Source organism: Pseudomonas kilonensis, assembly GCF_001269885.1.
Lineage (GTDB): Bacteria > Pseudomonadota > Gammaproteobacteria > Pseudomonadales > Pseudomonadaceae > Aquipseudomonas > Aquipseudomonas kilonensis.
Map to the genome: position 1 here is coordinate 47,208 of NZ_LHVH01000019.1, position 24,630 is coordinate 71,837.

The following is a 24,630-nucleotide window of genomic DNA, read 5'->3' on the forward strand; positions in this document are numbered from 1 at the left end:
GAGCAGTGTCAGTCCGGTATCAGTTTGGTATCAGGCCAAATGCCATCTTTTCATTAACCCGCAGAGAGGCGCTGGAGTACACTCGATCGGCTGCCGTTGTCCCAGGGTAGAAGGGTTATCGACATGGACTCCCGACACAATACCTTTGCTGCCCTGCCCAAGCGTGATGCCTCGATATCCGACGGTCGTGTGCTGTTGGACGCGGTGTCGTTGAAAGGACTGCGCAAACAGCATGGCCTGAGTCAGGAAACCCTGGCCGAGGCCTGCCTGAATCGGCATTTGTGCGTCTCGATCGCCTCCATCAAGCGCGCCGAAACCGGCAAGCCGGTGCTTTACCGCACCGCTCGGCACCTGGCGACGGCCTTCGGGGTCGATGTGAGTGCGCTGCTGTGCGATCCCGCCTCGGCGGCTTTGGTGCACATCCAACAGACGCTGACCGAACTGCACCAGGTGGCCTTTGCGCAACAGGCGCAGAAACAGATCGATGACAGCGTCATTCGCTATGTACTTGAACTGTCCTTTCGTATCGATGGGGTGCCAGGGGCGACGTTCATGGATGAAGTCGAGCGTCTGGTGCGTCAGTTCGGTGGCGTTCCACTGGGGATGACGCAGGATGTGGTGATCGCCCAATTCGGCTCTCCGCAGGCGTATCGCAGCGATAGCGAACGGGGCCTGCTCTGCGCGTTGGCGCTGAGCCGCGAGCAATTCGTTACGCCAGGGCATGCCTTGGTGCTGCGGCTTGTGCGCCTGAGTGCTGAAGCGACATACCTCCATGTTGAGCCTGCTTTGCTCGCACAAAAGCCGTTGCTGGATCGTCATGGGAATGCGCCGGTGTATGTTGCGCAGAACCTGCTGGAACAACTCGCTGCCCGGTTTGAGTTTTCCGCCTCCGACGATGAGTTTCAGGCCTATCGCAAATGCCTGCGCCCGCGCAGCCTCGACGAAAACGCACCGCGTCCGTTGGTGGGGCGAGCCATTGAACTGTTGCAGTTCAAGGCAGTGATCGAAGCCACCCAGGAGTGCCAGGACGGGCACGTCGTCTATGTGCGCGGCATGGCGGGCATTGGCAAGACCCGCCTGGTCAGCGAGTTTTTCGAGATGGCCCGACAGCGTGGCTTTGCCTGCCATCGCGGCGATGTGCTGGATTTCGGCATGGACAACAGTCTGTGGCCCCTGGGGCAATTGGTGGCCAGCCTGCTCAACCTCGGTGGGGCGCCGCCCATCAGCGCGTCGTTGTTGGACGCGGCCTTGTCCCGCCTGAAAGTGGCCGCCGAACATCGCATGTTCCTGCAAGTGCTGACGGGTGTGTCGTCTGCGGAGCCGCCCATCCTGTATGGCGCGATGAGCAACCAGGCCCGTACCCAGGGGCTGTTCCAGGCTTTGCTCGACGTGTTGCTGCGCGTCGCGGTGCAACAGCCCTTGTTGATCTGCCTCGAAGACCTGCACTGGGGCGACACCACGCTGTTTACGCTGCTGGGCAAGCTGCTCGATGCCACTGACGAAGCGCCGGTGGTCTGGCTGCTGACGTCTCGTCCCGAAGATGACCCGCTGGGCGGCGAAATCCGTTCGTATTCCTCCAGCCCCATGAGTCTGCTCGACATCGCGCCGATCCGGGCGCGGGAGGCCACGGTCCTGGCAGAGCAATTCATCGATGTCGATCCGCGCTACCGGGCTGAATGTGTTGCCCGCGCCCAGGGCAATCCGCTGTACCTGACGCAACTGCTGTCGAGCCAGCAAGGTATTTTCCCCGACAGTCTGCGGCATCTGGTCCAGACCCGCTTTGACAAGCTGGCCCCCGAGCAACGTCGCGCCCTGCATTACGCCGCGGTGCTGGGTAATCGTTTCGAGCTGACGCTGTGGCGCCAAGCGCTGGGGCTGCCCGGTTATCTGCCGACGGCGGACATGCGCCAGGGGCTGCTGCGGGAAGTCGAGCCAGGCAGCTATCTGTTTGTCCACGACTTGGTCATGCATTGTCTCTACGACGCGATACCTACGTTGCTTCGCGAGCAGTTGCACGGTGAGGTGGCGGGTCTCTACCGCGAGCGCGATCGGGTGCTCTATGCCCAGCATTTGCTGCGGGCCAACGATCCGGCGGCGTTCGACGCGTTGTTGCTTGCCATGGGCGAAAAACGCCTGGCCTGCCAGTACGACGGTGTCCTTGCGCTGGCGCGGCAGTGCGCGGTGTTTGCCGAGCGTACGCAGGGCGATTTTTCCTTCGCATTGTTGTGTGGCCAGGCGTGCTCGGGCCTGGGCCAGACCTTGGAGGCTCGGGCGCATTTCCAGCGGGCCTTGGCATTGGCCGAGCGGCCACAGGATCAGATCGAGGCCGCGCTGGGGCTGGCAGCGGTCCTCAATACCCTCGATTGCCTGGACGAGGAGGAGCGCCTGATCGAGGATATGCTGCCCATCGCCTGGGCCATGCAGGCCCATACGGCGCTGGCCCGGTTGAATCACTTGCACGGGAACATCTATTTTCCACGGGGCGACTACGCCGAGTGTCGCCGGCTCCATGAAGAGGCCTTGTCCTGTGCCCGCATCGGCCGGGATCTGGAAACCGAGGCCAAGGCCTTGAGTGGCATTGGCGACTCCTATTACGCACAAGGGCGCATGCAGACCGCCTACGAGGTGTTCGATCAATGCGTACGCCTGTGCGAGCGCAATGGGCTGGCGCACGTGGAGGCGGGCAATCGCAGCGCCCGTGGATCGGCGCAGCTGTACCTGGGCCAGCCGAAGCAGGCTTTGCGTGACGCCATGGAGGCCATCGAATGCAGCACCCGGCTGGGCAATCATCGGGCACAGGTTTTCTCGCGGCTCACGGCGGCCTGGGTGCTGGTGGCGGGCGGCGAGGATGCCTTGGCGGAGCAAGAGCTGACCTGCGCCCTGGCCTTGGCGCGCAACCTCGGCGCCAGCCGTTTCGAAGCGATCCTGCTGGAAGGGTTGGCGCGGGTGGCGTTGCGCCAGGGCGAGCGCGGGCTGGCGCAGACCTTGATCATGGAGGCGGCGAGCCTGGTGGAGCGCTTCGAGCTGCAGCGCTACATCGGGCCGTGGGTCTACGGCAGCCTGGCGATGATCAGCGACGATGGGCCGCTCAGCCAGCAGGCCTTGGCGACGGGCGAAGCCCAGCTCACCCTGGCCTGCCTGGCCCACAACGCTTTGCGCTTTCGCGTGGCCGCCGCTGAAACCTGCCTGTTGGCGGGCAATACCGAACAGGCGATCTGGCATGGACAACAGATGGCAGCATTGCCCGAGTCGGCGTCATGCGCCTGGATCACCCACCATGTGCGGTTGATCGACGTGGCGGGGCAGTGGCTGCGCAGCGCCGATCAAGCCAGCGGCGAGAAGCTCAAAGGGATGGCGCGCGAAGCGCAACAGATGGGATTCGTGGCGACGATGCCGAGGTTGCTGCAAGTGCTGGATGTGTGATCGCTTCCAGGCACAGCGTTGATGCCTGAGAAAAAACCGCACTTCGGCGATGAAGTGCGGTTTTTTTTAGAGGTGTCGTGTAGTTAGCGATTGGCCGCCAGGAATTGCTCGGTGCTCACCACACTCGCGTAGGCAAAACCCAGCGCGGCCATGAACGCCGCATGCACCTGGGCAGCCGGCACGACGACGCCGTTGAATTCCAGGTCGAGGGTGGCGCAGGCATCATGGATCACCGTGACGCCGTAGCCCAGGTCCGCCGCCGCCCGCACCACGCCGTCGACGCACATGTGGCTCATGCTGCCGACCACCACCAGTTGCTCGACGCCATGCTGTTCAAGGATGGCCTGCAGCTCGGTTTCGCGAAACGAATTGACGAAGTGCTTGAGCACTACCGGTTCGTCGGCGCGGTTGAGCACCTTGGGGTGCAATTGGGCGCCTTCGGAGCCTGGGGTGAAGAAGGGGGCGTCGTCGGAGGTGAATTCGTGGCGGATGTGCACCACGTTGTCGCCGGCCTGGCGAAAGGTTTCGATCAAGCGTGCGGCGTTATCGGCGGCGGCGTGGGCGCCGACCAACGGCCATTTGCCCTGGGGGAAGTAGTCGTTCTGGATATCGACTACGATGAGCGCTTGCTTGGACATGGGGGCTTCCTTGATCAGATTGGGTGTGAAGCCAGTATTGGCTTTTGCCGTCGCTTCGAGGATTGGCCGCAACGACAATAAGCGAGGGAAAACTGACAATGACGCAGCAAAGGGCAGTCGCCGAGCTTGGGGTGCTCATTTACCCTGGCGCGCAACTGGCGGCGGTGCATGGCTTGACCGATCTGTTTGCCGTGGCGCAGCGGATCGCGGCCGAGCATGCCAGCGTGCAGTTGCCAACGCTGCGGGTGAGTCACTGGCGGGCGGAGGAGGGCGAGGCTCCGCTGCGGGTGTTCGACAGCGAAACCGGCCCGGCGGGCAAGCTGGTGGCGTTGTTGATTCCACCGTCCCTTGCCGGTTTCAGTGCAGGCTTGGTCTCTCAGGCGCTGATGGATTGGCTGCGGGCGCAGCATGCCGACGGCACAGTGCTGGGCGGGGTTTGCGTGGGCTCGATCCTGCTGGCCGAAAGCGGCCTGCTTGACGGGCGCAGCGCCACCACCCACTGGACTTCGGCCAAGACCTTTGCCGCACGTTACCCGAAGATCAAGCTCAACGCCGACAAACCCATCGTCGACGACGGCGACCTGATCACCACCGCCGGGCTGATGGCCTGGTCGGAACTGGGGCTGCGCCTGGTGGACCGCTTGCTCGGGCCCAGCATCGCCACGCGCACGGCGCAATTTCTGGTGATCGAGCACAGCGACAGCGCGAGCCAGTGTGGCAGTAACTTTGCGCCCATCCTCGGCCATGGCGACCCGGCGATTCTCAAGGTCCAGCATTGGTTGCAAAGCAGCGGCGCGGTGGAGGTTTCCCTCGGTGCGATGGCCGAACGCGCCGGTCTGGAAGAACGTACTTTCCTGCGCAGGTTTCGCGCCGCCACCGGGCTCAAGCCCACCGAATACTGCCAGCACCTGCGCGTCGGCAAGGCCCGGGAAATGCTGGAATTCACCAATGGCACCATCGACCACATTGCCTGGACCGTCGGTTACCAGGACCCGAGCGCCTTTCGCGCGACGTTCAAGAAAATCACCGGGTTGGTGCCGAGCGATTACCGGGCGCGGTTTGGAGCAAGCCCGTCGAGCGTTCCCAAAGGCTGACGCTGATCCTTTGTGGCGAGGGGATTTGTGGGAGCAAGGCTTGCCCGCGATGGAGGCGCCTCGATTTCTGAAAGACCGCAGCGCCTTCATCGCGGGCAAGCCTTGCTCCCACATAGACTCCCTCGCCACAGGAGGGGGCGTATGCTGCTGGAGATCGTGCAATTTGCCGGATGCCTGCCGTCTCTCGTGCAGAATGAAACAGGCCCGGTGCTATCAATTGCTCCCGACGCGCCCGCTTGGCTGACCCTCATCGCCATCACCTCGTTGGCCTGATCTCTGCACCTTCCCTTATCTAAAGCCATCGAGCGCAGGAAAAAGGGCAACGCATGACACCAGTCAATCGCAACAAGCGGGTAGTGGCCTATTCGGTCAATCCACAAGCGCCGCGCCATGAGGTCGAGACCAACCGTGCACTGGCCCAGTGGCTGGCACAGATCCTGGGATGGGAGTACGACGACAGTCATGACCCTCAGGCCGGTCATGATCTTTATCTGTTGCCCACGCAAACCCTGATCGGCGCCGAAGCCGCGATGCGCCTGGGTGTCAAAGGACCGGAGGACGTGTGGGGCGGGTATGTCGAGCATGATTTTATCTGCACCAAGGCGATTACCCACGGTCTGTTGAATAAGGACGCCGTGGCGCCCAAAGGCTGGTCGCCGCTGTTTGCCAAGCTCACGCGAGGCGCGGTACTCGATGGCGTGACGGTCTTTTCGCTCAAGGATGCGCGCCCGGCCGCCGAGCACTTGCTGTACACCGGGCCGATTCGCCTCAAGCCGATCCATGCCTGTGCCGGACGTGGCCAACGGCTGATCAAGAGCCTGGCGCAGTTCGATGAAATCGTCGCCGGGCCTGACGCCCAGGCGCTGTTTCGCGAAGGGGTGGTGCTGGAACAGCACCTCAACGAGGTCAAGACCCAGAGCGTCGGCCAGAGCTTCATCAATGGCAAGGTCCTGAGCTATTGCGGTGTGCAACACCTGACCCACGACAGCGAAGGGTTGGAGGTGTACGGCGGGTCGGACCTGCTGGTGGTGCAGGGCGGCTATATCGAGTTGCTCAGGCTCGAACTGCCCGATGATGTGCGCGAGGCGGTGCGGCTGGCGCAAGTGTTCGATGACGCCGCCAACCAGGCCTACCCGAGCTTTTTTGCATCGCGGCGCAATTACGACATTGCCCAGGGCCTGGATACCGCCGGCCAGCCCCGTGGCGGCGTGTTGGAACAGTCGTGGCGCATGGGTGGCGCCAGCAGTGCCGAGCTGGCGGCGTTGCAGGTGTTCGTCGAAGCGCCGCAAACCTGCGCGGTGCGGGTGTCCTCGGTGGAGACCTACACCGAGCAACCGCTGCCGCCCGGCGCGAGGGAGGTCTATCGCGGCGCGGCGCACAACGGCGACTTCCTTCTCAAATACGTAACGGTTCAATCCTATGACGGCTAGAAGTGAAACCATTCAGATCGAGATTGACGATGAACGCATGAACGGGACGTTCCTGAGTCCCAAGTCGAAGGTCCCTGGCGTGCTGTTCGTGCACGGTTGGGGTGGCAGCCAGGAGCGGGACCTGGAACGGGCCAAAGGCATCGCCGGCCTGGGTTGCGTGTGCCTGACCTTCGACTTGCGTGGGCACACCGGCGGGGCGGGGATCCCCTTGGCGCGAGTCACCCGCGAGGACAACCTGCGAGACCTGTTGGCGGCCTACGACCGCCTGCTCGCGCACCCGGCCTTGGATACCTCGGCGATTGCCGTGGTGGGCACCAGTTATGGCGGCTACCTGGCTTCGATCCTGACTTCGCTGCGCCCGGTGCGCTGGCTGGCCCTGCGGGTGCCGGCGCTGTACCGCGACGAGCAATGGCACACGCCCAAGCGCGACCTGGACAAGACCGACCTGCTGGATTACCGCAGCACGCTGGTGCACGCCGGAACCAATCGCGCCTTGCATGCGTGTTCGCAGTTCACCGGCGATGTATTGCTGGTGGAGTCCGAGACCGATGCCTACGTGCCCCATGCCACCATCATGAGCTACCGGGCGGCGTGCCAGCAGACCCATTCGCTGACGCACCGGATCATCGACGGCGCCGACCATGCCTTGAGCGACCCCGTGTCACAGCAGGCCTACACCTCGATCCTGGTGGGCTGGATCACGGAAATGGTGGTGGGAGAGCGGTTGAGCATTATCCAGGAGCGGTGATCTGGATTTTGTATCGTCTGTGCGGGCCTCTTCGCGAGCAAGCCCGCTCCCACAATGGATCTATGGCGAACACAGAATTCGTATCCAGCACAGATCCCTGTGGGAGCGGGCTTGCTCGCGAAGGGGTCAGCACAAGCAACTCATCATTCAGGCAACCCATCACTTGGGCCCAGGCTTGACCCGCAACGCCTTGGCCTTCGCCTCGATCACCAGGTACATCACCACGGTAATCAGCAACGGCAAGATGAAGTAGATCGCCCGGTAGGCGATCAACCCCGCCAGCAGGCTGCCCCGCGACACTTCATGTTGCAGCAGCGCAACGAACACCGCCTCCAACACCCCGAGCCCCGCTGGAATGTGGGTAATGACCCCGGCGATGCTGCTGATCAGCAATACCCCGAGCACTACCGGATAGTCCAGTTTGCTGGGCAGCAACGTGAAGATCACCGCCGCCATCAACGACCAGTTCAGCGCGCCCAACGCCAGTTGCAGCACCGCCATGCGCAATGACGGCAGGTTGATTTCCATGCCGCGAATCGTCCACGCCCGGCGCTTGGAAAATCGACAGGCCACCAGGTAACCCGCGCTCACCAACAGCAACAGCGCACCGACGCCTTGCAGCGCATCGCTGCTGAGTTTCCAGCCCGGTGGCATGGTCACCAAGCCGCTGCTGAACACCACTCCGGCCAGGGTCATGTAGCCGAACCAGTTGGTGGCCAGGCTCAGGCCGAGGATCTTGGCAATGTTCCCGCTGCTGACCCCCAGCCGCGAATACAGCCGATAACGCATGGCGATGCCACCGACCCAGGCGCTGAGGTTGAGGTTGAACGCGTAACTGATCACCCCCACCGGCAAGATCTGCCGCCAACCCAGTTTCTGGCGGATGTAGGTGCGACCGATCAGGTCGAAACAGGCATAGGTAATGAAGCTGGTGACGGTCAGTGCGGCGGCAATGATCAAGGTGCGCGCCTTGAAGTCGGCCAAGGTGGCTAACACCTCGGACCAATCGATGCGTCGGGCCAGGGTGGTGAACAGCACGATCAACAGCAGGAAAAACGCCAGGGTCAGCGGTCTTTTCCAGCGGCTCCAGCGAGATTTTGGCGTGGCCTGCTCCGGCGCATGGGCATCTGTCGGCGCGGTGTGCGCTTCAGAGGGGTTCATGGGGTTCGCTCCGGACCGCCGTCGGCGGCGAAAAAGGTTTCAGGCGCGGTTTATGGGCCGGCAGCCAGCCGGCCCAGGCCGGGAAATGGCGCAAACAGTGGAACACCATGAAACCGATGGTCATGCGCCACAACAGCCCCCGGGGGGCGTGGTCCTTGGGCATCGCGGTGCAATGGTTGCGGCTCAGGTAGTCGAGGCGCTCGAACAACTCCCGGTTGAACCCCCGGTCGCGGATCAGCACATTGGCTTCCAGGTTCAGCGACAGGCTCAGCGGGTCGAGGTTGCTCGAACCCACCGTGCTCCAGTCCTCATCCACCAGGGCGACCTTGCCGTGCAGCGGCCGCTCGCAGTATTCGTAGATCACCACGCCGGCCTTGAGCAGGTAGCTGTAGAGCATGCGCGCGGCGAGCTTGGCGATCATCATGTCCGGCTGGCCCTGCAGGATCAGCCGTACTTCCACGCCGCGCCGTGCCGCGTTGCGGATCTCGCGCAGCAACCGGTAGCCAGGGAAGAAATAGGCGTTGGCGATCACCACCCGCCGCTGGGCACTGCGCAGCACTTGCAGGTAGACCTCTTCGATGTCGGTCTGGTGTTCGTGGTTATCCCGGTAGACCAGGCGCACCTGGCCGTCATGGTCGTTGAACGCCAGCGCGTGGCGGCGGCTGCGGCGGCGTTGCCACCAGTATTTGGCCCGGGCGGGCCGGCCACTCTGCAACAGCGCGAAGTGGTGGATATCCACCACCGCCGGGCCTTTGACCTCCACGGAATAGTCCTGCTTGGCCTCGGCGCCGAAATCCCCCAAGTGGTCGGCGGAAAAATTGATCCCGCCGATAAACGCAATCACCCCGTCCACCACCACGATCTTGCGGTGCAGGCGGCGGAACCAGTTGGTGCGGATCCCCAGACGCCGGGGCGCCGGGTCGAACATCTGCAAGCGCACCCCGGCGTCGCTCAATGAGGCCAGGAAATCGGTGGTCAACTCACCGCAGCCGAAGCCATCGAGGCTGACAGTGATCCGCACCCCACGCTCGGCGGCTTCGACCAACAGATCCCGCAGTTCAATGCCGACCTTATCCTCGAACAGGATGAAGGTCTCAATAAGGATTTCTGTCTCGGCCCGGCGAATGGCCTCGAAGACCCTGGGGAAAAACTCCTCGCCGTTCTCCAGCAGCTTGACGCGATTGTTGCCGTGCCAGCCGTATTCGATATCCGTCAGCGCCGGGTTGCGCTCGGTGGGTGGCGCCTCGACCTGCTCAACCGTCGCCTTGTTCATCGTCGCGCTCATAATTCGATCTCCACCGACAGCGGTGCGTGGTCGGAGAGGTGCGACCAGGGTCGTACGCTCAACACCTTGGGATGACGGGCCTTGAGGTTGCGCACGTAGATGCGGTCCAGGCGCAGGATCGGCAGGCGTGCCGGAAAGCTGCGGGCCGGTTTGCCCCACTGTTCGGCGAACACTTCCCGCAGGCCGCAGGGTTCGAGCAGTTCACTGGCCTTGCCGCGCCAGTCGTTGAAGTCGCCCGCGACGATCACGGGCGCGTCGGGCGGCAGTTCGCTCAAACGCTGGCAAAGCAGCTTGAGTTGCTCGACACGATGCCCCTCCCGCAACCCCAGGTGGACGCATATGGCATGCAGATCCTGTCCATCGCTCGGCAGGCGCAGCACGCTGTGGAGCATGCCGCGGTTTTCATGGCCGCTGATGGACATGTCCAGGTTGTCGTGGCGAATGATCTGGAATTTCGACAGCAACGCATTGCCATGGTCGCCCGCCGGGTACACCGCGTTGCGCCCGTAGGCGAACTGCGGCCAGAGGCTGTCGGCCAGGAACTCGTATTGCGGCATGCTCGGCCAGTTGCTGTAGCGCTGGGGGTGGTGTTCGTGGGTGCCGTGGACTTCCTGCAAGAACACCACATCGGCAGACACACTGCGCACCGCTTCGCGCAGCTCCGGCAGGATGAAGCGCCGGTTCAGGGCAGTGAAGCCCTTGTGGGTGTTGACCGTCAGCACGGTGAAGTGGCTGACCCGGTCGAGATCCTGGGCCTGTTGCCGGGTCGGCTCGTGGGTCGCTTCGGTGGTTTCTGGAGGGTTCATGGCAACACCCCTTCGGCCGGGCGCTCGCCGGGCAGGGTCTCGGCATACCACTGGGCATACCGTTCGGGGCGTTGCAGGGCGTAGAACGATCCATTGATTTCGATGCTATTGACCGCTCGCGAGGCGAATTGCAATTCCCGTTTCTGGGTCAGCCCCTTGGGGTAGAAATCCCCCCGCCAAGGCGTGTAGCGCCAGCCGCAAATGCCAATGTGGATCGCCGTCATGTATCCCTCCCGTGCCAATGACCTCGTACTGCCTGTGTCTTGTGATGACTGTTGCGCGGTCCGGAAAGTTTCGATGGTCTTACCGACGGTGAAGCACTGTGGCGAGCGGATTTATGTGGGAGCAAGGCTTGCCCGCGAACAGGCGCCTCGATTTCTGAAAGACCGCGGCGCCTCCATCGCGGGCAAGCCTTGCTCCCACATAAATCCCTGCCACAAGGGGGTGTATTGACCTTCTGAGCGAACTTGCCGGCTCGTTATTGATCAGTTCCTTACCGATCCCGTGTGAAGGAGCCTCGCGTTTTGTCTCGATTGAGCACTGTATTGCTGCTGTTCCTGCTGGCGATGACCGGCACCAGCGCCTACGGGACCGCCGCTGTCCCTGGCACTGCCAAGCCCGATGAACCGCCCGCCGAACCCGCGCCGCTGGTGCAGGGCGGGTTGTTGGGGGCCATCAGTTCGAGCATCGACGACGTCCAGGACAAGCTCGACCTCAACCAGAGCCTGGTGGATGCCTGGCGCCTGCGGGCGGACCGGGCGGTGGATGAGGTGGACCGGCTGGTGGACCAGACGTCCCGTTCGTCCTGGCGCGTGGCGGGGGATTTCCTGTTGTTGTCGAGCGTCTGGATCGGCGCTTTCGCACTGATCTGGTTGGGCGCGCGGCTGCTGCTGCGCCATCTGGGCCGGCGCCGCTGGTTGCGCAGCCGCCAGCGCCTGCGCGACCTGCTCGGTTATCTGCTGCCGTACACCGCTGCGGCGTTGGTCTGCCTGCCGCTGACCCTGTACGTCAGCCACTTCCTGCAGGTGTCGGTCGGTCGCGCCCTGGCGCTGTGTTTCGCCTACGCCACCAGCAGCGGCATTTTCTCCACTTCGGTGTTGCTGTGCGTGATCGTCATGTTCAACGCTGGCCACAAACGCCGGGCGGTGGCGATGATCCGGCGCTTCAGCCCCCGGCCATTGTTCATGATCGGTTTTCTCGCCGCCCTCAGCGATGCCCTGACCAGCCCGCAGATCGCCCGGCAACTGGGCGGCAACATCACCAGCAGCATCGCAGTGTTCACCGGCCTGTTCGCCTCGGTGATCTTTGGCTGGCTGGTGATTCGCATGCGCCGGCCCGTGGCGCACCTGATCCGCAACCGCCCGCTGGCCCAGCGCTTGAAGCAACCGGCTTTGCAGGAGTCGCTGCGGATTTTCTCCGGGCTCTGGTATTGGCCGATCCTGTTGATGGTGCTGGTGTCGGCGGTGAGCCTGATCGGTGTCGGCGAGGACAACCAGAAAGCCCTGCGTTGTGCGCTGTTCACCACCATCCTGCTGATCGCCACGGTGTTCCTCAGCACCGTGTTCCAACACGTCTTCAAGTCGCCCAAGGCCGAGGCCATCCAGCGCAACAGCGCCTACAAGGGGCGTCTGTTGAGCCTGCTGCACGCGTTGCTGCGCATCGTCATGGCGGTGGTATTCATTGAGGTCCTCGGGCGGATCTGGGGCATTTCCCTGTTCGAGTTCGCCTCGCGCAATGCCATCGGCCGGGCGATCAGCGATTCCCTGAGCCGCATCGGCCTGATCTTCCTGATGACCTGGCTCACATGGGTGGTGCTCGACACGGCGATCCAGGAAGCCCTGAAACCGCCGCTGAACAAGCGCGGGGCGCGCCAACCCAGCACCCGGGTCAAAACCATCCTGCCGCTGTTGCGCAACGCGGCGAAAATCATCCTGGTGGTGATTTGCGCAATCACCACCATGGCCAACCTGGGCATCAACGTCGCGCCGTTGCTGGCCGGTGCCGGTGTGGTGGGGCTGGCGATCGGTTTCGGTTCCCAGCAACTGGTGCAGGACGTGATCACCGGGCTGTTCATCATCATCGAAGACACGCTGTCCATCGGCGACTGGGTGGTGCTCAGCTCCGGCCACGCCGGCACCGTCGAAGGCCTGACCATCCGCACCCTGCGCCTGCGCGACGGCAAGGGCTTCGTGCATTCGGTGCCGTTCGGCCAGATCAAGGCCGTGACCAACCAGTCCCGGCAATTTGCCTTTGCGTTCTTCTCTGTGCAGTTCACCTATGACACCGACGTGGACCAGGCCATCGAACTGATTCGCGAGGCCGGGCGTTCGATTGCCGAAGACCCATTCCTGAAATTCAACCTGCAAGGACCGCTGGATGTGTTTGGCGTGGACAAGATGGACCTCAACGGCGTGGTACTCACGGCGCAGTTTCGCACCGTATCCGGTGGGCAATATGCGGTGAGCCGGGCGTTCAACCAGCAGTTGAAGAAGCTTGTGGATAACCACCCGGCGGTGCATTTTGCGCAGACTTATCCACAGCAGGTGGTGTTGCCCAAGCGGTTGGTCGAGGAGCAAAAAGCGGGGGATGAGCTGCCCGATCAAGCTCAATGATTGATCGTTCCCACGCTCTGCGTGGGAATGCCTCTACGGACGCTCCGCGTTCGGTTTCTTGGGGACGCGGAGCGTCCCTGGCTGCATTCCCACGCAGAGCGTGGGAACGATCATGTGTCTGGCTAAAGGTGTTGAATCAGCTTGGTGCGAATTTCTGCCATCCCTTGAGCATCCAACTCCACCCAAAGATGCTGCTTGCCGGCAATCTGCGCCGCCACCGGCAACCCATCGCGATACACCAGCCGATTACTCGCCAGTGCCGGCACTTTCGCCCCCGGCAGCAAGGTGCCGGCCAGGTTCAGCGGGTCGACGCCGCACACCGCCACCAGGCTGCCATCGGTGGGGCGGCGGCGGGTTTCGCGCAGCAGCGGGATGGCTTCGGGCAGGGCGAATTGTTCGCCCGCCAGGCCGCTGACAAAACGCCCGCCGCGAATCTCGCCCCGCGCCTCCAGGCGATGAAAGGTGCGCAGCAGCTCGCGCCAACTCGGTAGCCAATCCGCCTCCCGCTCCAGCAAGCGCCAGAACACCACGCCGTAACGGCGCAGCAGGGTCATGGCGATGTGTTCCAGGGTGTCGGGCGGTGTGGGCGCGGGACGATTGCCTTCCGCAGGCGCGGGCTGGCTGCGGCGCAACAAGGCCCAGCGCCCGGCGTCGTCCATGCCGCCGACAAACGCCCCGCGCCCGCGCCGGCTGCTGCGGGCCTGGCGTTTACTGGCGGGGGTGATCAGCGCGCGCAAGCCGGCGAAGCTGTCGGCATTCACCCACCCGGCGCCCACCAGTTCCTGCAAGGCGATTTCCAGTTCGCTGCGCAGCAGATGGGCCTCGTGGGCCAGTTCGTCGAAAAACAGCGCGCCGTGTTCGCTGAGGGCCTGATGGACTTTTTGCGTCTTGGGCGACAACTCATCCAGCGCCGTTTGCCCGGCCAGGCTGCTCCACAACGCCACCTGACTGCGCGGCAGCAACACCACCGGCGTGCTGCGCAGGGCGCTGGCGGAAGGTTTCTGGCGCGCGCTCAGGCGCGTCCATACCCACTTGCCACTGCGGCACAACTCATCGAGCCAACTGGGCGAATAGTCCTTGATCCGCGCCGACAGCAGGTCGCTGTCCCAGGCTGACGCAGCGGCCGGGAAGCCTTCGAACTGGCCGAGGACCGACGGCAGCACGGCATTGCCCCGACCTTGGCTGGACGATGACAGGTGTTGCCAGTCGAACAGGAAGCGCATGAAGTCCTGCAACATCACCGGCTCGATTTCCCGGCGCAGGCGCTTGACCGTGTAACGATGGATCCGCGCCAGCAGATGTCGCTCGCACCATTCCTCCTGGCCGGTGCCCGGCGTGAACCGCCCGCGCAGCACATAGCCTTGTTGCTCAAGCTGCGCCAGGGCCTGGGTGACCTGCGGGGTTGACAGCCCCAGCGGGTAGGCGATGGCCTTCAACGGCAGCGGGCCAAAGGCACTGAGCCGGGCGCGGAGCACTTCCACCAGGGCGTCGTCGCGGTCCCAGGCTTCATCAAAACCGGCCAAGGGCGTCAGCGCCGGTTGCCAGCGGGCCTGTGGATAAAGGGCTTGCAGGCAGGTCAGGCGCTCCAGCGGCACCCACAGACCACGCTCGGCACTGATCTGCAGGTGACTGGCGCGACCACTGGCGGCCAATGCCGGCAACCAATCCAGCCACGGCGCGTGGGCGTCGGCTTCGCTGTCGGCGATGCAGGCCAGGCTCATCAAGGCTTCGTGCATTTCATCGAGATTGGCCGGTGTCGGCCAGGCCTCATCGCGGACCGACTGGATGGCTTCGGCGTCCAGCGCGCCAAGGTCGTCGGTGGCCTGTGGATCGCTCCAGCGTCGGTTGATCACCGCTTGGGTGCGCCGTTCTTCCAGCGGCGCGTCGTCGAGAAAGGTGTAGGGGCGGGCGCTGAGGATTTCTGCCGCCAGCGGCGAGGGCGCTGGCAGGTCGCGGCTGATCAGGCGAATCTCGCCCGCCTCCATGCGCCGCAACAGCGTCAGCCAGCCCTCGCTGTCCATGGCTTCGTGCAGGCAATCGTCGAGGGTTTGTTCCACCAGCGGGTGGTCGGGGATCTCACGCTCACCGGCGAGGTTTTCCAGGCAGGCGATCTGGTCCGGAAATACGCTGGCGATCAGGTCTTCGCTTTTCATGCGCTGGATCTGCGGGGCGACTTTGCGCCCGCCGATGTAGCGCGGCAAAGCCAGGGCCACGCCAGCGTTCCAGCGCCAGCGCACGCCGAACAGCGGCGCATCCAGTACCGCCTGGACCAGGATCTGCTCGGCGCTGTGGCTATTGAGGTAGCGCCACACCTCGTCCAGTTCGAAGCTGTGGCTGGTGGACAGCGAGAGCACGATGGCGTCTTCACTGGCGGCGGCCTGCAATTCGAAGTTGAAGGTGCGGCAGAAGCGCTTGCGCAAGGCCAGGCCCCAGGCGCGGTTGATACGGCTGCCGAAGGGCGTGTGGATGATCAGTTGCGTGCCGCCGGACTCGTCGAAAAACCGCTCCATCAGCAGCGTGTCCTGGGACGGTAGGGCGCCGAAGGCCATGCGCGCCGGGGCCAGGTAATCCACCAGTTGTTCGGCGCTGGCCAGGTTCAGTTGCAAGGTGCCGGTGAGCCAATCGAGGGCCGGTTGCAGGTGGCCCGGCGTGGCGGCCAGCAGTTGGTCGAGCTGGGCTTGCAGGCGCGCCACGGCGAAAGACAATTCGGCGCTGCGCCCCGGGGCTTCGCCGAGCCAGAACGGGATGGTCGGCGGCTGGCCTTGGGCATCTTCGACCCGCACGCGGCCGGTCTCGACGCGAATGATGCGATACGACGTATTGCCCAACTGGAACACATCGCCGGCAATGCTCTCCACCGCGAAGTCTTCGTTGACGCTGCCGATGTTCAGCCCTTGGGGTTCGAGCAGCACGCTGTAGTCGGCATTGTCCGGGATGGTGCCGCCGCTGGTCACGGCCGTGAGCTTGCTGCCCCGGCGCCCGCGCAAGGTCCGGGTCACGGCATCGCGGTGCAGGTAGGCACTGCGCACGCCTTGGCGGCCATTGAAGCCTTCGGCGAGCATCTGCAACAAGGCCTGATAGTGGTGGTCGTCCAGGTCTGTGTAGGGCGCCGCGCGGCGGAAACTCTCCAGCAGCGCCTGCTCCTGCCATTCCTGGCAACTGACCTCGGCGACGATCTGCTGGGCCAGCACATCCAACGGCGCCTTGGGGATGTGCAGGATGTCGAGTTCGCCACGGCGTACGCAGTCGAGCAGGGCGGCGCATTCGATCAAGTCGTCACGGGTGGTGGCGAACAGGCGTCCCTTGGGTGTGCCACCGACCTGGTGGCCGGACCGACCGACCCGTTGCAGGAAGGCCGAGATCGAGCGGGGCGAGGCGATCTGGCACACCAGGTCGACATCGCCGATATCTATGCCCAGCTCCAGGGACGCAGTGGCGATCAGCACCTTCAGTTCGCCGCGTTTGAGGCGTTGTTCGGCGTCGAGGCGAAACTCCTTCGCCAGGCTGCCATGGTGAGCGGCCACGGCGTCTTTGCCCAGGCGCTCGCTCAGATGACGGCTCAGGCGTTCGGCCAGACGCCGGGTATTGACGAACACCAGGGTGGTGCGATGTTCCCGGGCCAGCTCGGCGAGGCGGTTGTAGACCAGTTCCCACACGTCATTGGCCATCACCGCCGACAGCGGCACCGGCGGCACCTCGATGTCCAGATCGCGGGGGCGGGCGTGGCCGATGTCGACGATTTCACAGGTGCGCCCCTCACCGACGAGAAAACGTGACACCGCTTCGATGGGCTTTTGCGTGGCGGACAGGCCGATGCGCATCAGCGGTTCGGCGCACAGGGCTTGCAGGCGTTCCAGGCTCAAGGCCAGGTGGCTGCCGCGCTTGCTGGCGGCGATGGCGTGGATTTCGTCGACGATCACCGTGCGGGTGCTGGCGAGCATCTGCCGGCCGGAATCGGAGCCGAGCAGCACGTAGAGCGATTCGGGCGTGGTGACCAGGATGTGCGGCGCGGTCTTGCGCATCGCCGAGCGGTCTTTCTGCGGCGTGTCGCCGGTACGCACGGCGGTGGTGATAGACAAGGGCGGCAAGCCCATTTGTTGCAACTGCTCGGTGATGCCGGCCAGCGGATTCTGCAGGTTGATCTGGATATCGTTGCTCAAGGCCTTGAGCGGCGAAACGTAGACCACCAGCGTCTGGTCCGGCAGGCCGCCCTGTTCCAGGCCGCGATGCACCAGGTCATCAAGCACGGCGAGAAAAGCCGTCAGGGTCTTGCCCGAACCGGTAGGCGCCGCCACCAGGGTCGAACGACGCTGGCCGATCAACGGCCACGCCCGGGCCTGGGCGGCCGTGACCGCCGGGAATGTCTGGCTGAACCAGGCGCGAACGGCGGGGTGGAAGCCGGGCATGGCGTGGTTGGCTGCAAGGGGCAGATTCATGGGGGCAGTTTAGGCGGGTGGGGTGGGGAAGATGCAAGTACCGTCCGAGATCTCTGTCGTCTGTTCCGGCCCCTTCGCGAGCAAGCCCGCTCCCACAGGGGAATGCATTCCAAATGTGGGAGCGGGCTTGCTCGCGAAGGGGCCCCTAAAGAACAGTACAAATCGAGGATCTGCACATTGCGGATGACGGTTGCGCACTAAACCCGCAAAATGCAACGATTCCGACAACGCCCGCGGGCGTTATCGACCAAATTCTTGTGCCAATAGACTGGGCCTGCTGACTTTATGCGAATGCGCCTTATGTTACTGGGCGGCGGAAATGCCCTTGGGCAGGCGCTGATTCGCCTCGGTGCAGAAGAAGACATCGGTTTTCTTGCCCCCCGCCCGCCCGAAGACGGTTGGGATGCCGCGAGCCTGACGCAACTGCTCGACGACACCCGCCCGGACGCCTTGATCAACCTGGCGTACTACTTCGACTGGTTCCAGGCCGAGGCCGTCAGCGAGCAGCGCCTGGCCAGTCAGGAGCGCGCTGTCGAGCGCCTGGCCGGGCTGTGCCAGCATCACAACATCGTCTTGCTGCAACCGTCGAGCTATCGGGTGTTCGACGGCTCCCGCGCCACGGCCTACAGCGAGAAGGACGAACCCGTGCCCCTGGGCATGCGTGGCCAGGCGCTGTGGCGGATCGAACAAAGCGTGCGCGCCACCTGTCCGCAACACGTGTTGCTGCGGTTTGGCTGGCTGCTGGACGACAGCGCCGATGGCATCCTCGGGCGTTTCCTGGCCCGGGCCGAACAGCCCGACGAGCTGTTGCTGGCCGACGACCGCCGCGGTAATCCGACGCCGGTGGACGATGCCGCGCGCGTGATCATCTCGGTGCTCAAGCAACTCGATTGCGCGGCGCCGCTGTGGGGCACCTATCATTACGCCGGCCACGAGGCGACTACGCCGCTGGCGCTGGGCCAGGCGATCCTCACCGAAGCCCGCGCCCTGCATCCGCTGGCCATCGAGTCGCCCACCCCCCAGGCCCACGCCGCACGGCCGGACGCCGCGGAAGAACCGCAGCACGCGGTGCTGGCCTGCAAGAAAATTCTACACACTTTCGGGATCAAGCCCCGCGCCTGGCGCGCGGCACTCCCGGGCTTACTGGATAGGTTTTATCGCCATGGCTGAAGGCCCTGTTTTAATTACCGGCGGCGCGGGTTTCATTGGTTCGCACCTGACCGACGCCTTGCTCGCCAAGGGACATTCGGTGCGCATCCTCGATGACCTGTCCACCGGCAAGCGCAGCAATCTGCCGCTGGACAACCCGGCGCTCGAACTGATCGAAGGCGACGTCGCCGATGCCGCCCTGGTGGCCCGGGCCATGGCCGGTTGCAGCGCCGTGGCGCACCTGGCGGCGGTGGCCTCGGTGCAAGCTTCGGTGGACGACCCCGTACGCACCCACCAGAGCAATTTCATCGGCACCCTGAATGTCTGCGAAGCCATGCGCCAGAGCGGTGTGAAACGGGTGCTGTTCGCCTCCAGCGCAGCGGTCTACGGCAACAACGGCGAAGGCGAGTCCATCGACGAAGAAACCCCGAAGGCCCCACTCACGCCGTATGCCTCGGACAAGCTGGCCAGCGAGTTCTACTTCGACTTCTATCGCCGCCAGCACGACCTGGAACCGGTGGTGTTCCGTTTCTTCAACATCTATGGCCCGCGCCAGGATCCATCCTCGCCGTATTCCGGGGTCATCAGCATTTTCAGCGAACGGGCGCAGAAAGGCCTGCCGATCACCGTGTTCGGCGACGGCGAGCAGACTCGGGATTTTGTCTACGTCGAAGATTTGGTGGATTTGCTGGTGCAGGCCATCGAAAAGCCTGAGGTGGAAGTGGGTGCGGTGAACGTCGGCTGGAACCAGGCCACGACCCTCAAACAGATGCTCCAGGCCCTGGCCGCCGTGGTGGGCGATCTGCCGCCGATCAGCTACGGCCCGGCGCGCTCCGGCGACATCCGCCATTCCCGGGCTGACAACCATCGGCTGTTGCAGCGCTTCAGCTTTCCACCGCAAACCCCGATGAGCGTGGGGTTGGCGCGGTTGTTGGGGCGCTGATTTTCCCGCTACCCAAAAGAACTGTGGGAGCGAGCTTGCTCGCGATGACGGTGAGTCAGCCAGCAATCATGTTGACTGACCCACCGTCATCGCGAGCAAGCTCGCTCCCACAGGGATTTTCGTATCTTCAGGTTCGGCTTAGAACTTGTAGCCCAACCCCACCATGTAGATCCATGGGTCCACATCGACATTCACTTTGGCCCGGGTGCCGCTGGCCACGGCGTTGTTGTCCACATACGCGGTGGTGTCGATGTCGATGTAGCGGATCTGGCCGTTGATCATGACGTTGTCGGTCAACATGTAGTCAGCGCCCACTTGCCACGCCATGCCCCAACTGTTGCTCGCGCGGAAATTGCTGAAGCCGTTGGCGCTGGCTTCGCTGCCGACGTGTTCGTCGTAGATCCAGGTGTAGTTGATGCCGGCGCCGACATAAGGCTGGAACGTCGACTTGGCGTCGAGCGGGTAGTAGACCAGGCTCAGGGTCGGCGGCAGGTGCTTGAGGGTGCCGAGCTTGTTGTTGGCCGCGCCCAGGGCGGTGCCTTTGATTTTCACGTCGTGCTCGAACGGCGAGGCCGCCAGCAGTTCGATCCCCAGGTTGTTGGTGATCATGTAGGCGAAGTTCAAGCCCAGCTGCGTGTCGCTGCTCATGGTCGCCTTGCCGCCCAGGTCGGCACCGGCCAGCGGGCCACGGTCGACCTTGACGCTGGAGCTGTCGGCATCCGGGTTGACGGTGATAGCACCGGCGCGAACGATGATGTCGCCGGCTGTGTGGGCTTGGGCGAGTGGGGCAGCGAGCGCGAGGGCAACGAGGGAAGCGCTGAGCAAGGACTTGTGCATGGGGGCTCCAGAGGGCATCGAAATTAGATGTCCCATGGTACGAAACCGTCTAGCCCGGTCTTTTGACACAGCTCAATGAGTCGGGGGGTGTTTAATTGACTCAGCTCAATGAAATGATGATGAGTCAATTTTGAGGGCCCTTTCGCGAGCAAGCCCGCTCCCACAGTTTGACCGCATTCCTTCTGAAGAAACGCGGTCTAATGTGGGAGCGGGCTTGCTCGCGAAAGCTATCTAACAGGCAACAAATAATAGCCAGGTTCACTCCGGCAGCTCATACACATAAATCTTCTGCGCCTCCATCTGATACCCGGCATCGGCCAGTTCACTGGTGGACGGCTTGACCTGCATCGGCCCTTCGACCCAGTACGGTTGGTACAACTCGTCGAGCTTGACCCCGACTTCACTTTTCACATGCACGATCTGGTTCGATGGCGGTGGCGGCACGTGGATGCAGGCGCCGAAATACGGCACCAGCAAGAAGTCCGTGGTGCGGCCTTCCTCGCTGACTTCCAGCGGTACGATGTAGCCCGGCAGGCGAATCTGCTGGCCGTCGAGGGTCTTGACCACCGGGGCGTTGGGCAGGTCCTGCTTGGCCGCTGGCGCGGACTCGGCGGCCAGGGCATCGCTCATCTTCGACAGGTCGTGCAGCGGCGTCATGTTTGGCACTTCTGACGGCGCGTCCGGCGGGATCATTTCCGACCAGGCCAGGTCCCTCGGCTCGGCCGCCCATAGCGGCAGGGCGACCATCATCAACAGCGCAAGCAGGGCGCGGGGCATCTTCAAGGTCCTCATAGACGAATCGACAGGCCGTCGGCCAACGATTGGCGATAGGCGCGCCAGGCCGGCACGCTGCCCATCAGCAGGGCGGCAACCAGAATGCCAGCCAGCAGCGTCCATTCATATTCGCTCGGCCAGCCCAGCGGCAGGTACAAGCCGTAGGCCGACTGCACGTAACCCTGGGCGGCGGCGATGCCGATGTACAGTAGCGCCAGCCCGGCGGTGACCCCGGCCAGCGCCAGGGCAAAGGCTTCGAGCACCAGCAGCGTTGCGATGTGCCACGGCCGCGCGCCCACCGAACGCAGGATCGCCATTTCCCGGCGGCGTTCGTTGAGGCTGGTGAGGATCGCCGTGAGCATGCCGATCAATCCGGTCAGGACCACGAACAGCGAGATCACGAACAAGGCTTTTTCCGCCGTGCCCATCAGGCTCCACAGTTCCTGTAGCGCCACGCCGGGCAGGATCGCCAGCAGCGGTTCGCCACGGAACTCGTTGATCTCGCGCTGCAAGGCAAAGGTTGAAATCTTGCTGTTGAGGCCGAGCATGAAGGCGGTAATTGCTTGGGGCGTGAGGTCCATGTTGCGGGCCTGGTCGGCGCTGATGCGCCCATTGCCCTGGGCCGGCACGCCGTTCTTCCAGTCAATGTGGATCGCCTCCATGCCGCCTAGGCTGATGTGCAGCGTGCGGTCCACCGGGGTGCCGGTGCGCTTGAGAATCCCGACCACGGTGAAGGGCTTGTCGTCATGCTTGACCAGGCTGACCACTGCCACACCGTGGGCCAACACCAGTTTGTCGCCGAGTTTGTAGTGCAGCGCCTCGGCCACTTCGGCACCGAGCACCACTTCGAACGGATCGCTGGCGAAGGCCCGGCCATCGCCCAGCGCCAGGTGTTGCTGGCGGCCGTACTGGTAATGCTCGAAGTAGGCCTCGGTGGTGCCCATTACCCGATAACCGCGGTGGGAATCGCCGAGGGACATGGGGATCGCCCACTTCACTTTCGGGTTGCTGGCGAAGTGTTCGAAGCTGTCCCAGCGGATGTTGTTGGTGGCGTTGCCGATGCGAAACACCGAGTACAGCAGCAGGTTCACAGAACCTGAGCGGGCGCCGACGATCAGGTCGGTGCCGCTGATGGTGCTGGCGAAACTGGCCCGCGCCTCGGTACGCACCCGCTCCACTGCCAGCAACAAACAAACAGAAAGGGCGATGGCAAACGCGGTGAGGATCGCGGTGAAGCGGCGGTTCGCCAGGCTGGCCATGGCTAGACGGAACAAATACATCTCAAACCTCGAGTGGCGTGGCGGCGCGATTGAGATCGGCCAGCGACAGGTTGCGGTCGAACAGCGGCGCCAGGCTCTGGTCGTGGCTGACGAACAACAGGCTCGACCCGGCTTCGCGGCATTCGGCGAACAACAGCCGCAGGAAATTTTCCCGGGCGTCGTAGTCCAGGGCCGAAGTCGGTTCGTCGGCGATCACCAGTTCCGGTTGGCCGATCAGCGCCCGGGCGGCGGCGACCCGTTGTTGCTGGCCGATGGACAACGAGTCGGCGCGCCGTTCCAGCAGGTTCGGGTCGGTCAAGCCCAGGTGGGCCAGCAGGGTGGCGGCGGCTTGATCGACGCTGCCGTGGCGCTGAATGGCCCGTTGCGCGCGCAGCTTGGAAAAGTGACAGGGCAGTTCGACGTTCTCGCGCACCGAGAGAAACGGCAGCAGGTTGAATTGCTGGAAGATGTAGCCGGTGTGGTCGACGCGAAAGCGATCGCGGCTGCCGGCGCCCAGTTCGGTGAGTTCCTGGCCGAGCAGGCGGATGCTGCCGCGATCCGGTGTCTGCACACCGCCGAGCAGCCCCAGCAAGGTGGTCTTGCCACTGCCGCTCGGGCCCTTGAGAAACAGCGTCTCACCGGCCTCCAGGCGAAACGCCGGGATATCCAGCAACGGCGGATGCCCGGGCCAACTGAAGCCCAGGTCGGAGAGTTCGATGAGTGCTTGGGTCATGTTTGCCGCTTCAAATAGTGGAACCTGTGGAACACCTGTGGGAGCTGAGCTTGCTCGCGATGAGGTCATTACATTCAACTTGGATGTTGACTGTCGGACCGCTATCGCGAGCAAGCTTTGCTCCCACCAGGCTTGCTCCCACATTGGGTGTTGCGGTGGATTAGAATTTCAGGGCTGGCGCTTTTGCCGTCACTTCCACACCTTGCTGGCCGCTCGGGCTGATCAGTTGTACCTGAATTTTCTGGGTGGCCGGGAAGGTTTTGAACAGGGTCGCCAGGTCCAGGTTCTTCAGTGCACCCGGGGCGGCGCAGGTGAACTGGTAGTGGGCATGGATCTCACTGTGCTCGTCGTGGTGCTCGTCGCCATCTGCGTCTTCGTCATGGTCGTGATCGTGGTCCGGTTCATCACCAAACAACGGGCTTTCCAGTTCCTGCTGGGCCACGGTGCACTTGGCGGCGGCCGGCAGGTTGAACAACGCCAGCGGCTTGTCCAACTGCGCGCGTACGGCGGCGACCTTGGCCTTGTCGGCATCGCTGGTGGCGGCGTGTTCGAAGCCCACCAGGTTCATCGCCGGGCTTTCCAGTTCCAGCTCCAGGGTCTGGCCGTCCAAGGCGGCGTTCAATCGACCGACGCCGTGTTCATGGGCGCCGAGGCTGCCATGCTCGTGGTCATGATCATGCTCGACCGCCGCGTGAGCGACAGCCAATGGCAGCAGGGCGAACGGCAAAGCGAGAAGCAGACGACGCATGACGAGTCTCCGAAAAGGTTATGTAATCTTATAACGAAAGTGCGGAGAGTTTGACCGTCTGCTTGGCGTCGCGCAAGGGCCATGGGAGCATGCGTACATGAAATATTCGGGAGCACGGTGATGTTGCGGATACGCGGAACCGTCGGCGATTGGCCGGTGGACTTGTCGATCGAAATGGATGAGGGCGACTGGGCGCAGCTCGGCGCGCAGTTGCAAGTGGCCAAGTCCGAGAGCGCAGTGGCGCCTGCGGCCAAACCGGCGGCCAATCCAGTGAGTCAGGACGATGCCCAGTGGCAGATCGCCAAGGAACTGCTGCGCAAGGCCGGGCAGTTGAGCGGCCCGGACCTGCTGGAACAGCTCGAAGGCTTGACCGGCAGCGCCTCGACGGGCAAGCGCCTGTTGGTGCGCTTGCGCCATAGCCCGGATGTAAAAGTGATCAGCGGCGGTGACACACCGCTCTACAGCTGGCACGAAACCGCGTAGGAGCGTGTAGGAACGTGTAGGAGCTGACGAGCGAAGCGAGGCTGCGATCTTTTGATCTTTCGCTTGAGATT

19 protein-coding genes and 1 pseudogene are annotated in these 24,630 nt (G+C 63.7%); 9 read left to right on the plus strand and 11 right to left on the minus strand.

All coding sequences use genetic code 11. The features are described from left to right. Positions 1-123 precede the first annotated feature (123 nt). Positions 124-3,423, plus strand: coding sequence for an AAA family ATPase (locus AD662_RS12655; protein ID WP_053187630.1), 3,300 nt, complete (start codon positions 124-126; stop codon positions 3,421-3,423). Positions 3,424-3,506: 83 nt separating this feature from the next. Here AD662_RS12655 and AD662_RS12660 read toward each other — a convergent pair whose 3' ends face one another. Further along, on the minus strand, positions 3,507-4,061 hold the full coding sequence (locus tag AD662_RS12660; protein ID WP_053187633.1) for a cysteine hydrolase family protein: 555 nt from the start codon (positions 4,059-4,061) through the stop codon (positions 3,507-3,509). Positions 4,062-4,159: 98 nt separating this feature from the next. Here AD662_RS12660 and AD662_RS12665 point away from each other — a divergent pair, with 98 nt between their 5' ends. The 4 genes from AD662_RS12665 (at position 4,160) to AD662_RS12675 (ending at position 7,333) form a co-directional block, all read left to right on the plus strand. Next, positions 4,160-5,155, plus strand: a complete 996-nt coding sequence (locus tag AD662_RS12665; RefSeq protein ID WP_018612254.1) for a GlxA family transcriptional regulator — start codon at positions 4,160-4,162, stop codon at positions 5,153-5,155. Between the two features lie 141 nt (positions 5,156-5,296). After that, positions 5,297-5,428: a hypothetical protein gene (locus tag AD662_RS29940; RefSeq protein WP_258689517.1), complete on the plus strand. Its 132-nt coding sequence runs from the start codon at positions 5,297-5,299 to the stop codon at positions 5,426-5,428. A gap of 53 nt (positions 5,429-5,481) precedes the next feature. Continuing rightward, the gene (locus AD662_RS12670) at positions 5,482-6,585 is read left to right on the plus strand and encodes a DUF3182 family protein (protein WP_053187636.1); all 1,104 of its coding nucleotides are present in this window, start codon (positions 5,482-5,484) and stop codon (positions 6,583-6,585) included. Continuing rightward, complete coding sequence (locus tag AD662_RS12675) at positions 6,575-7,333, plus strand: alpha/beta hydrolase family protein (protein ID WP_018612260.1); 759 nt, start codon at positions 6,575-6,577, stop codon at positions 7,331-7,333. The genes AD662_RS12670 and AD662_RS12675 overlap by 11 nt, the downstream gene beginning before the upstream one ends. Positions 7,334-7,492: 159 nt before the next feature. On the opposite strand, the gene AD662_RS12680 is transcribed toward AD662_RS12675, so the two are convergent. From AD662_RS12680 to AD662_RS12695, 4 genes and pseudogenes are all read right to left on the minus strand, one after another. Then, complete coding sequence (locus AD662_RS12680) at positions 7,493-8,494, minus strand: lysylphosphatidylglycerol synthase domain-containing protein (protein WP_053187639.1); 1,002 nt, start codon at positions 8,492-8,494, stop codon at positions 7,493-7,495. Continuing rightward, positions 8,481-9,779: a cardiolipin synthase ClsB gene (gene clsB, locus AD662_RS12685; RefSeq protein ID WP_053187643.1), complete on the minus strand. Its 1,299-nt coding sequence runs from the start codon at positions 9,777-9,779 to the stop codon at positions 8,481-8,483. The genes AD662_RS12680 and clsB overlap by 14 nt, the downstream gene beginning before the upstream one ends. After that, positions 9,776-10,585 carry an endonuclease/exonuclease/phosphatase family protein gene (locus AD662_RS12690; RefSeq protein WP_053187646.1) on the minus strand — a complete coding sequence of 270 codons (810 nt, stop codon included), beginning with the start codon at positions 10,583-10,585 and terminating at the stop codon, positions 9,776-9,778. Before AD662_RS12690 ends, clsB begins: the two co-directional genes overlap by 4 nt. 26 nt (positions 10,586-10,611) lie before the next feature. Beyond that, positions 10,612-10,809 (minus strand): annotated as a pseudogene (locus tag AD662_RS12695) (DUF72 domain-containing protein); the annotation flags it as partial. A 300-nt stretch (positions 10,810-11,109) separates the two neighbouring features. Between AD662_RS12695 and AD662_RS12700 the strand changes: the two are divergent. After that, the gene (locus AD662_RS12700; RefSeq protein WP_053187652.1) at positions 11,110-13,197 is read left to right on the plus strand and encodes a mechanosensitive ion channel family protein; all 2,088 of its coding nucleotides are present in this window, start codon (positions 11,110-11,112) and stop codon (positions 13,195-13,197) included. A 122-nt stretch (positions 13,198-13,319) separates the two neighbouring features. Here the strand turns inward: AD662_RS12700 and AD662_RS12705 are convergent, their stop codons facing one another. Further along, positions 13,320-17,633 carry a DEAD/DEAH box helicase gene (locus AD662_RS12705; RefSeq protein WP_053187655.1) on the minus strand — a complete coding sequence of 1,438 codons (4,314 nt, stop codon included), beginning with the start codon at positions 17,631-17,633 and terminating at the stop codon, positions 13,320-13,322. A gap of 285 nt (positions 17,634-17,918) precedes the next feature. Here AD662_RS12705 and AD662_RS12710 point away from each other — a divergent pair, with 285 nt between their 5' ends. Then, positions 17,919-18,803 carry a sugar nucleotide-binding protein gene (locus tag AD662_RS12710; RefSeq protein WP_053187658.1) on the plus strand — a complete coding sequence of 295 codons (885 nt, stop codon included), beginning with the start codon at positions 17,919-17,921 and terminating at the stop codon, positions 18,801-18,803. Continuing rightward, a complete protein-coding gene (locus AD662_RS12715) occupies positions 18,796-19,725 on the plus strand; it encodes an NAD-dependent epimerase/dehydratase family protein (RefSeq protein ID WP_053182441.1) in 930 nt (309 codons plus the stop codon). The genes AD662_RS12710 and AD662_RS12715 overlap by 8 nt, the downstream gene beginning before the upstream one ends. Positions 19,726-19,863: 138 nt before the next feature. On the opposite strand, the gene AD662_RS12720 is transcribed toward AD662_RS12715, so the two are convergent. The 5 genes from AD662_RS12720 to AD662_RS12740 form a co-directional block, all read right to left on the minus strand. Further along, positions 19,864-20,562, minus strand: a complete 699-nt coding sequence (locus AD662_RS12720; RefSeq protein ID WP_053187661.1) for an OmpW/AlkL family protein — start codon at positions 20,560-20,562, stop codon at positions 19,864-19,866. A gap of 258 nt (positions 20,563-20,820) precedes the next feature. Then, the gene (locus AD662_RS12725; RefSeq protein ID WP_053187664.1) at positions 20,821-21,339 is read right to left on the minus strand and encodes a DUF3299 domain-containing protein; all 519 of its coding nucleotides are present in this window, start codon (positions 21,337-21,339) and stop codon (positions 20,821-20,823) included. A gap of 11 nt (positions 21,340-21,350) precedes the next feature. Beyond that, positions 21,351-22,616 carry an ABC transporter permease gene (locus AD662_RS12730; RefSeq protein ID WP_053182436.1) on the minus strand — a complete coding sequence of 422 codons (1,266 nt, stop codon included), beginning with the start codon at positions 22,614-22,616 and terminating at the stop codon, positions 21,351-21,353. 1 nt (position 22,617) lies between these two features. Beyond that, the gene (locus AD662_RS12735) at positions 22,618-23,328 is read right to left on the minus strand and encodes an ABC transporter ATP-binding protein (protein WP_053187667.1); all 711 of its coding nucleotides are present in this window, start codon (positions 23,326-23,328) and stop codon (positions 22,618-22,620) included. A gap of 160 nt (positions 23,329-23,488) precedes the next feature. Then, the gene (locus tag AD662_RS12740; RefSeq protein ID WP_053187670.1) at positions 23,489-24,076 is read right to left on the minus strand and encodes a DUF2796 domain-containing protein; all 588 of its coding nucleotides are present in this window, start codon (positions 24,074-24,076) and stop codon (positions 23,489-23,491) included. 120 nt (positions 24,077-24,196) lie between these two features. Here AD662_RS12740 and AD662_RS12745 point away from each other — a divergent pair, with 120 nt between their 5' ends. Next, a complete protein-coding gene (locus tag AD662_RS12745; RefSeq protein WP_053187673.1) occupies positions 24,197-24,559 on the plus strand; it encodes a hypothetical protein in 363 nt (120 codons plus the stop codon). Positions 24,560-24,630 lie beyond the last annotated feature (71 nt).

Coding starts and splice junctions, on each gene's coding strand:
- AD662_RS12655 (WP_053187630.1), top strand. CDS start 124: ATGGACTCCCGACACAATACCTTTGCTGCCCTGCCCAAGCGTGATGCC.
- AD662_RS12660 (WP_053187633.1), bottom strand. CDS start 4,061: ATGTCCAAGCAAGCGCTCATCGTAGTCGATATCCAGAACGACTACTTC.
- AD662_RS12665 (WP_018612254.1), top strand. CDS start 4,160: ATGACGCAGCAAAGGGCAGTCGCCGAGCTTGGGGTGCTCATTTACCCT.
- AD662_RS29940 (WP_258689517.1), top strand. CDS start 5,297: ATGCTGCTGGAGATCGTGCAATTTGCCGGATGCCTGCCGTCTCTCGTG.
- AD662_RS12670 (WP_053187636.1), top strand. CDS start 5,482: ATGACACCAGTCAATCGCAACAAGCGGGTAGTGGCCTATTCGGTCAAT.
- AD662_RS12675 (WP_018612260.1), top strand. CDS start 6,575: ATGACGGCTAGAAGTGAAACCATTCAGATCGAGATTGACGATGAACGC.
- AD662_RS12680 (WP_053187639.1), bottom strand. CDS start 8,494: ATGAACCCCTCTGAAGCGCACACCGCGCCGACAGATGCCCATGCGCCG.
- clsB (WP_053187643.1), bottom strand. CDS start 9,779: ATGAGCGCGACGATGAACAAGGCGACGGTTGAGCAGGTCGAGGCGCCA.
- AD662_RS12690 (WP_053187646.1), bottom strand. CDS start 10,585: ATGAACCCTCCAGAAACCACCGAAGCGACCCACGAGCCGACCCGGCAA.
- AD662_RS12705 (WP_053187655.1), bottom strand. CDS start 17,633: ATGAATCTGCCCCTTGCAGCCAACCACGCCATGCCCGGCTTCCACCCC.
- AD662_RS12710 (WP_053187658.1), top strand. CDS start 17,919: ATGCGAATGCGCCTTATGTTACTGGGCGGCGGAAATGCCCTTGGGCAG.
- AD662_RS12715 (WP_053182441.1), top strand. CDS start 18,796: ATGGCTGAAGGCCCTGTTTTAATTACCGGCGGCGCGGGTTTCATTGGT.
- AD662_RS12720 (WP_053187661.1), bottom strand. CDS start 20,562: ATGCACAAGTCCTTGCTCAGCGCTTCCCTCGTTGCCCTCGCGCTCGCT.
- AD662_RS12725 (WP_053187664.1), bottom strand. CDS start 21,339: ATGCCCCGCGCCCTGCTTGCGCTGTTGATGATGGTCGCCCTGCCGCTA.
- AD662_RS12730 (WP_053182436.1), bottom strand. CDS start 22,616: ATGTATTTGTTCCGTCTAGCCATGGCCAGCCTGGCGAACCGCCGCTTC.
- AD662_RS12735 (WP_053187667.1), bottom strand. CDS start 23,328: ATGACCCAAGCACTCATCGAACTCTCCGACCTGGGCTTCAGTTGGCCC.
- AD662_RS12740 (WP_053187670.1), bottom strand. CDS start 24,076: ATGCGTCGTCTGCTTCTCGCTTTGCCGTTCGCCCTGCTGCCATTGGCT.
- AD662_RS12745 (WP_053187673.1), top strand. CDS start 24,197: ATGTTGCGGATACGCGGAACCGTCGGCGATTGGCCGGTGGACTTGTCG.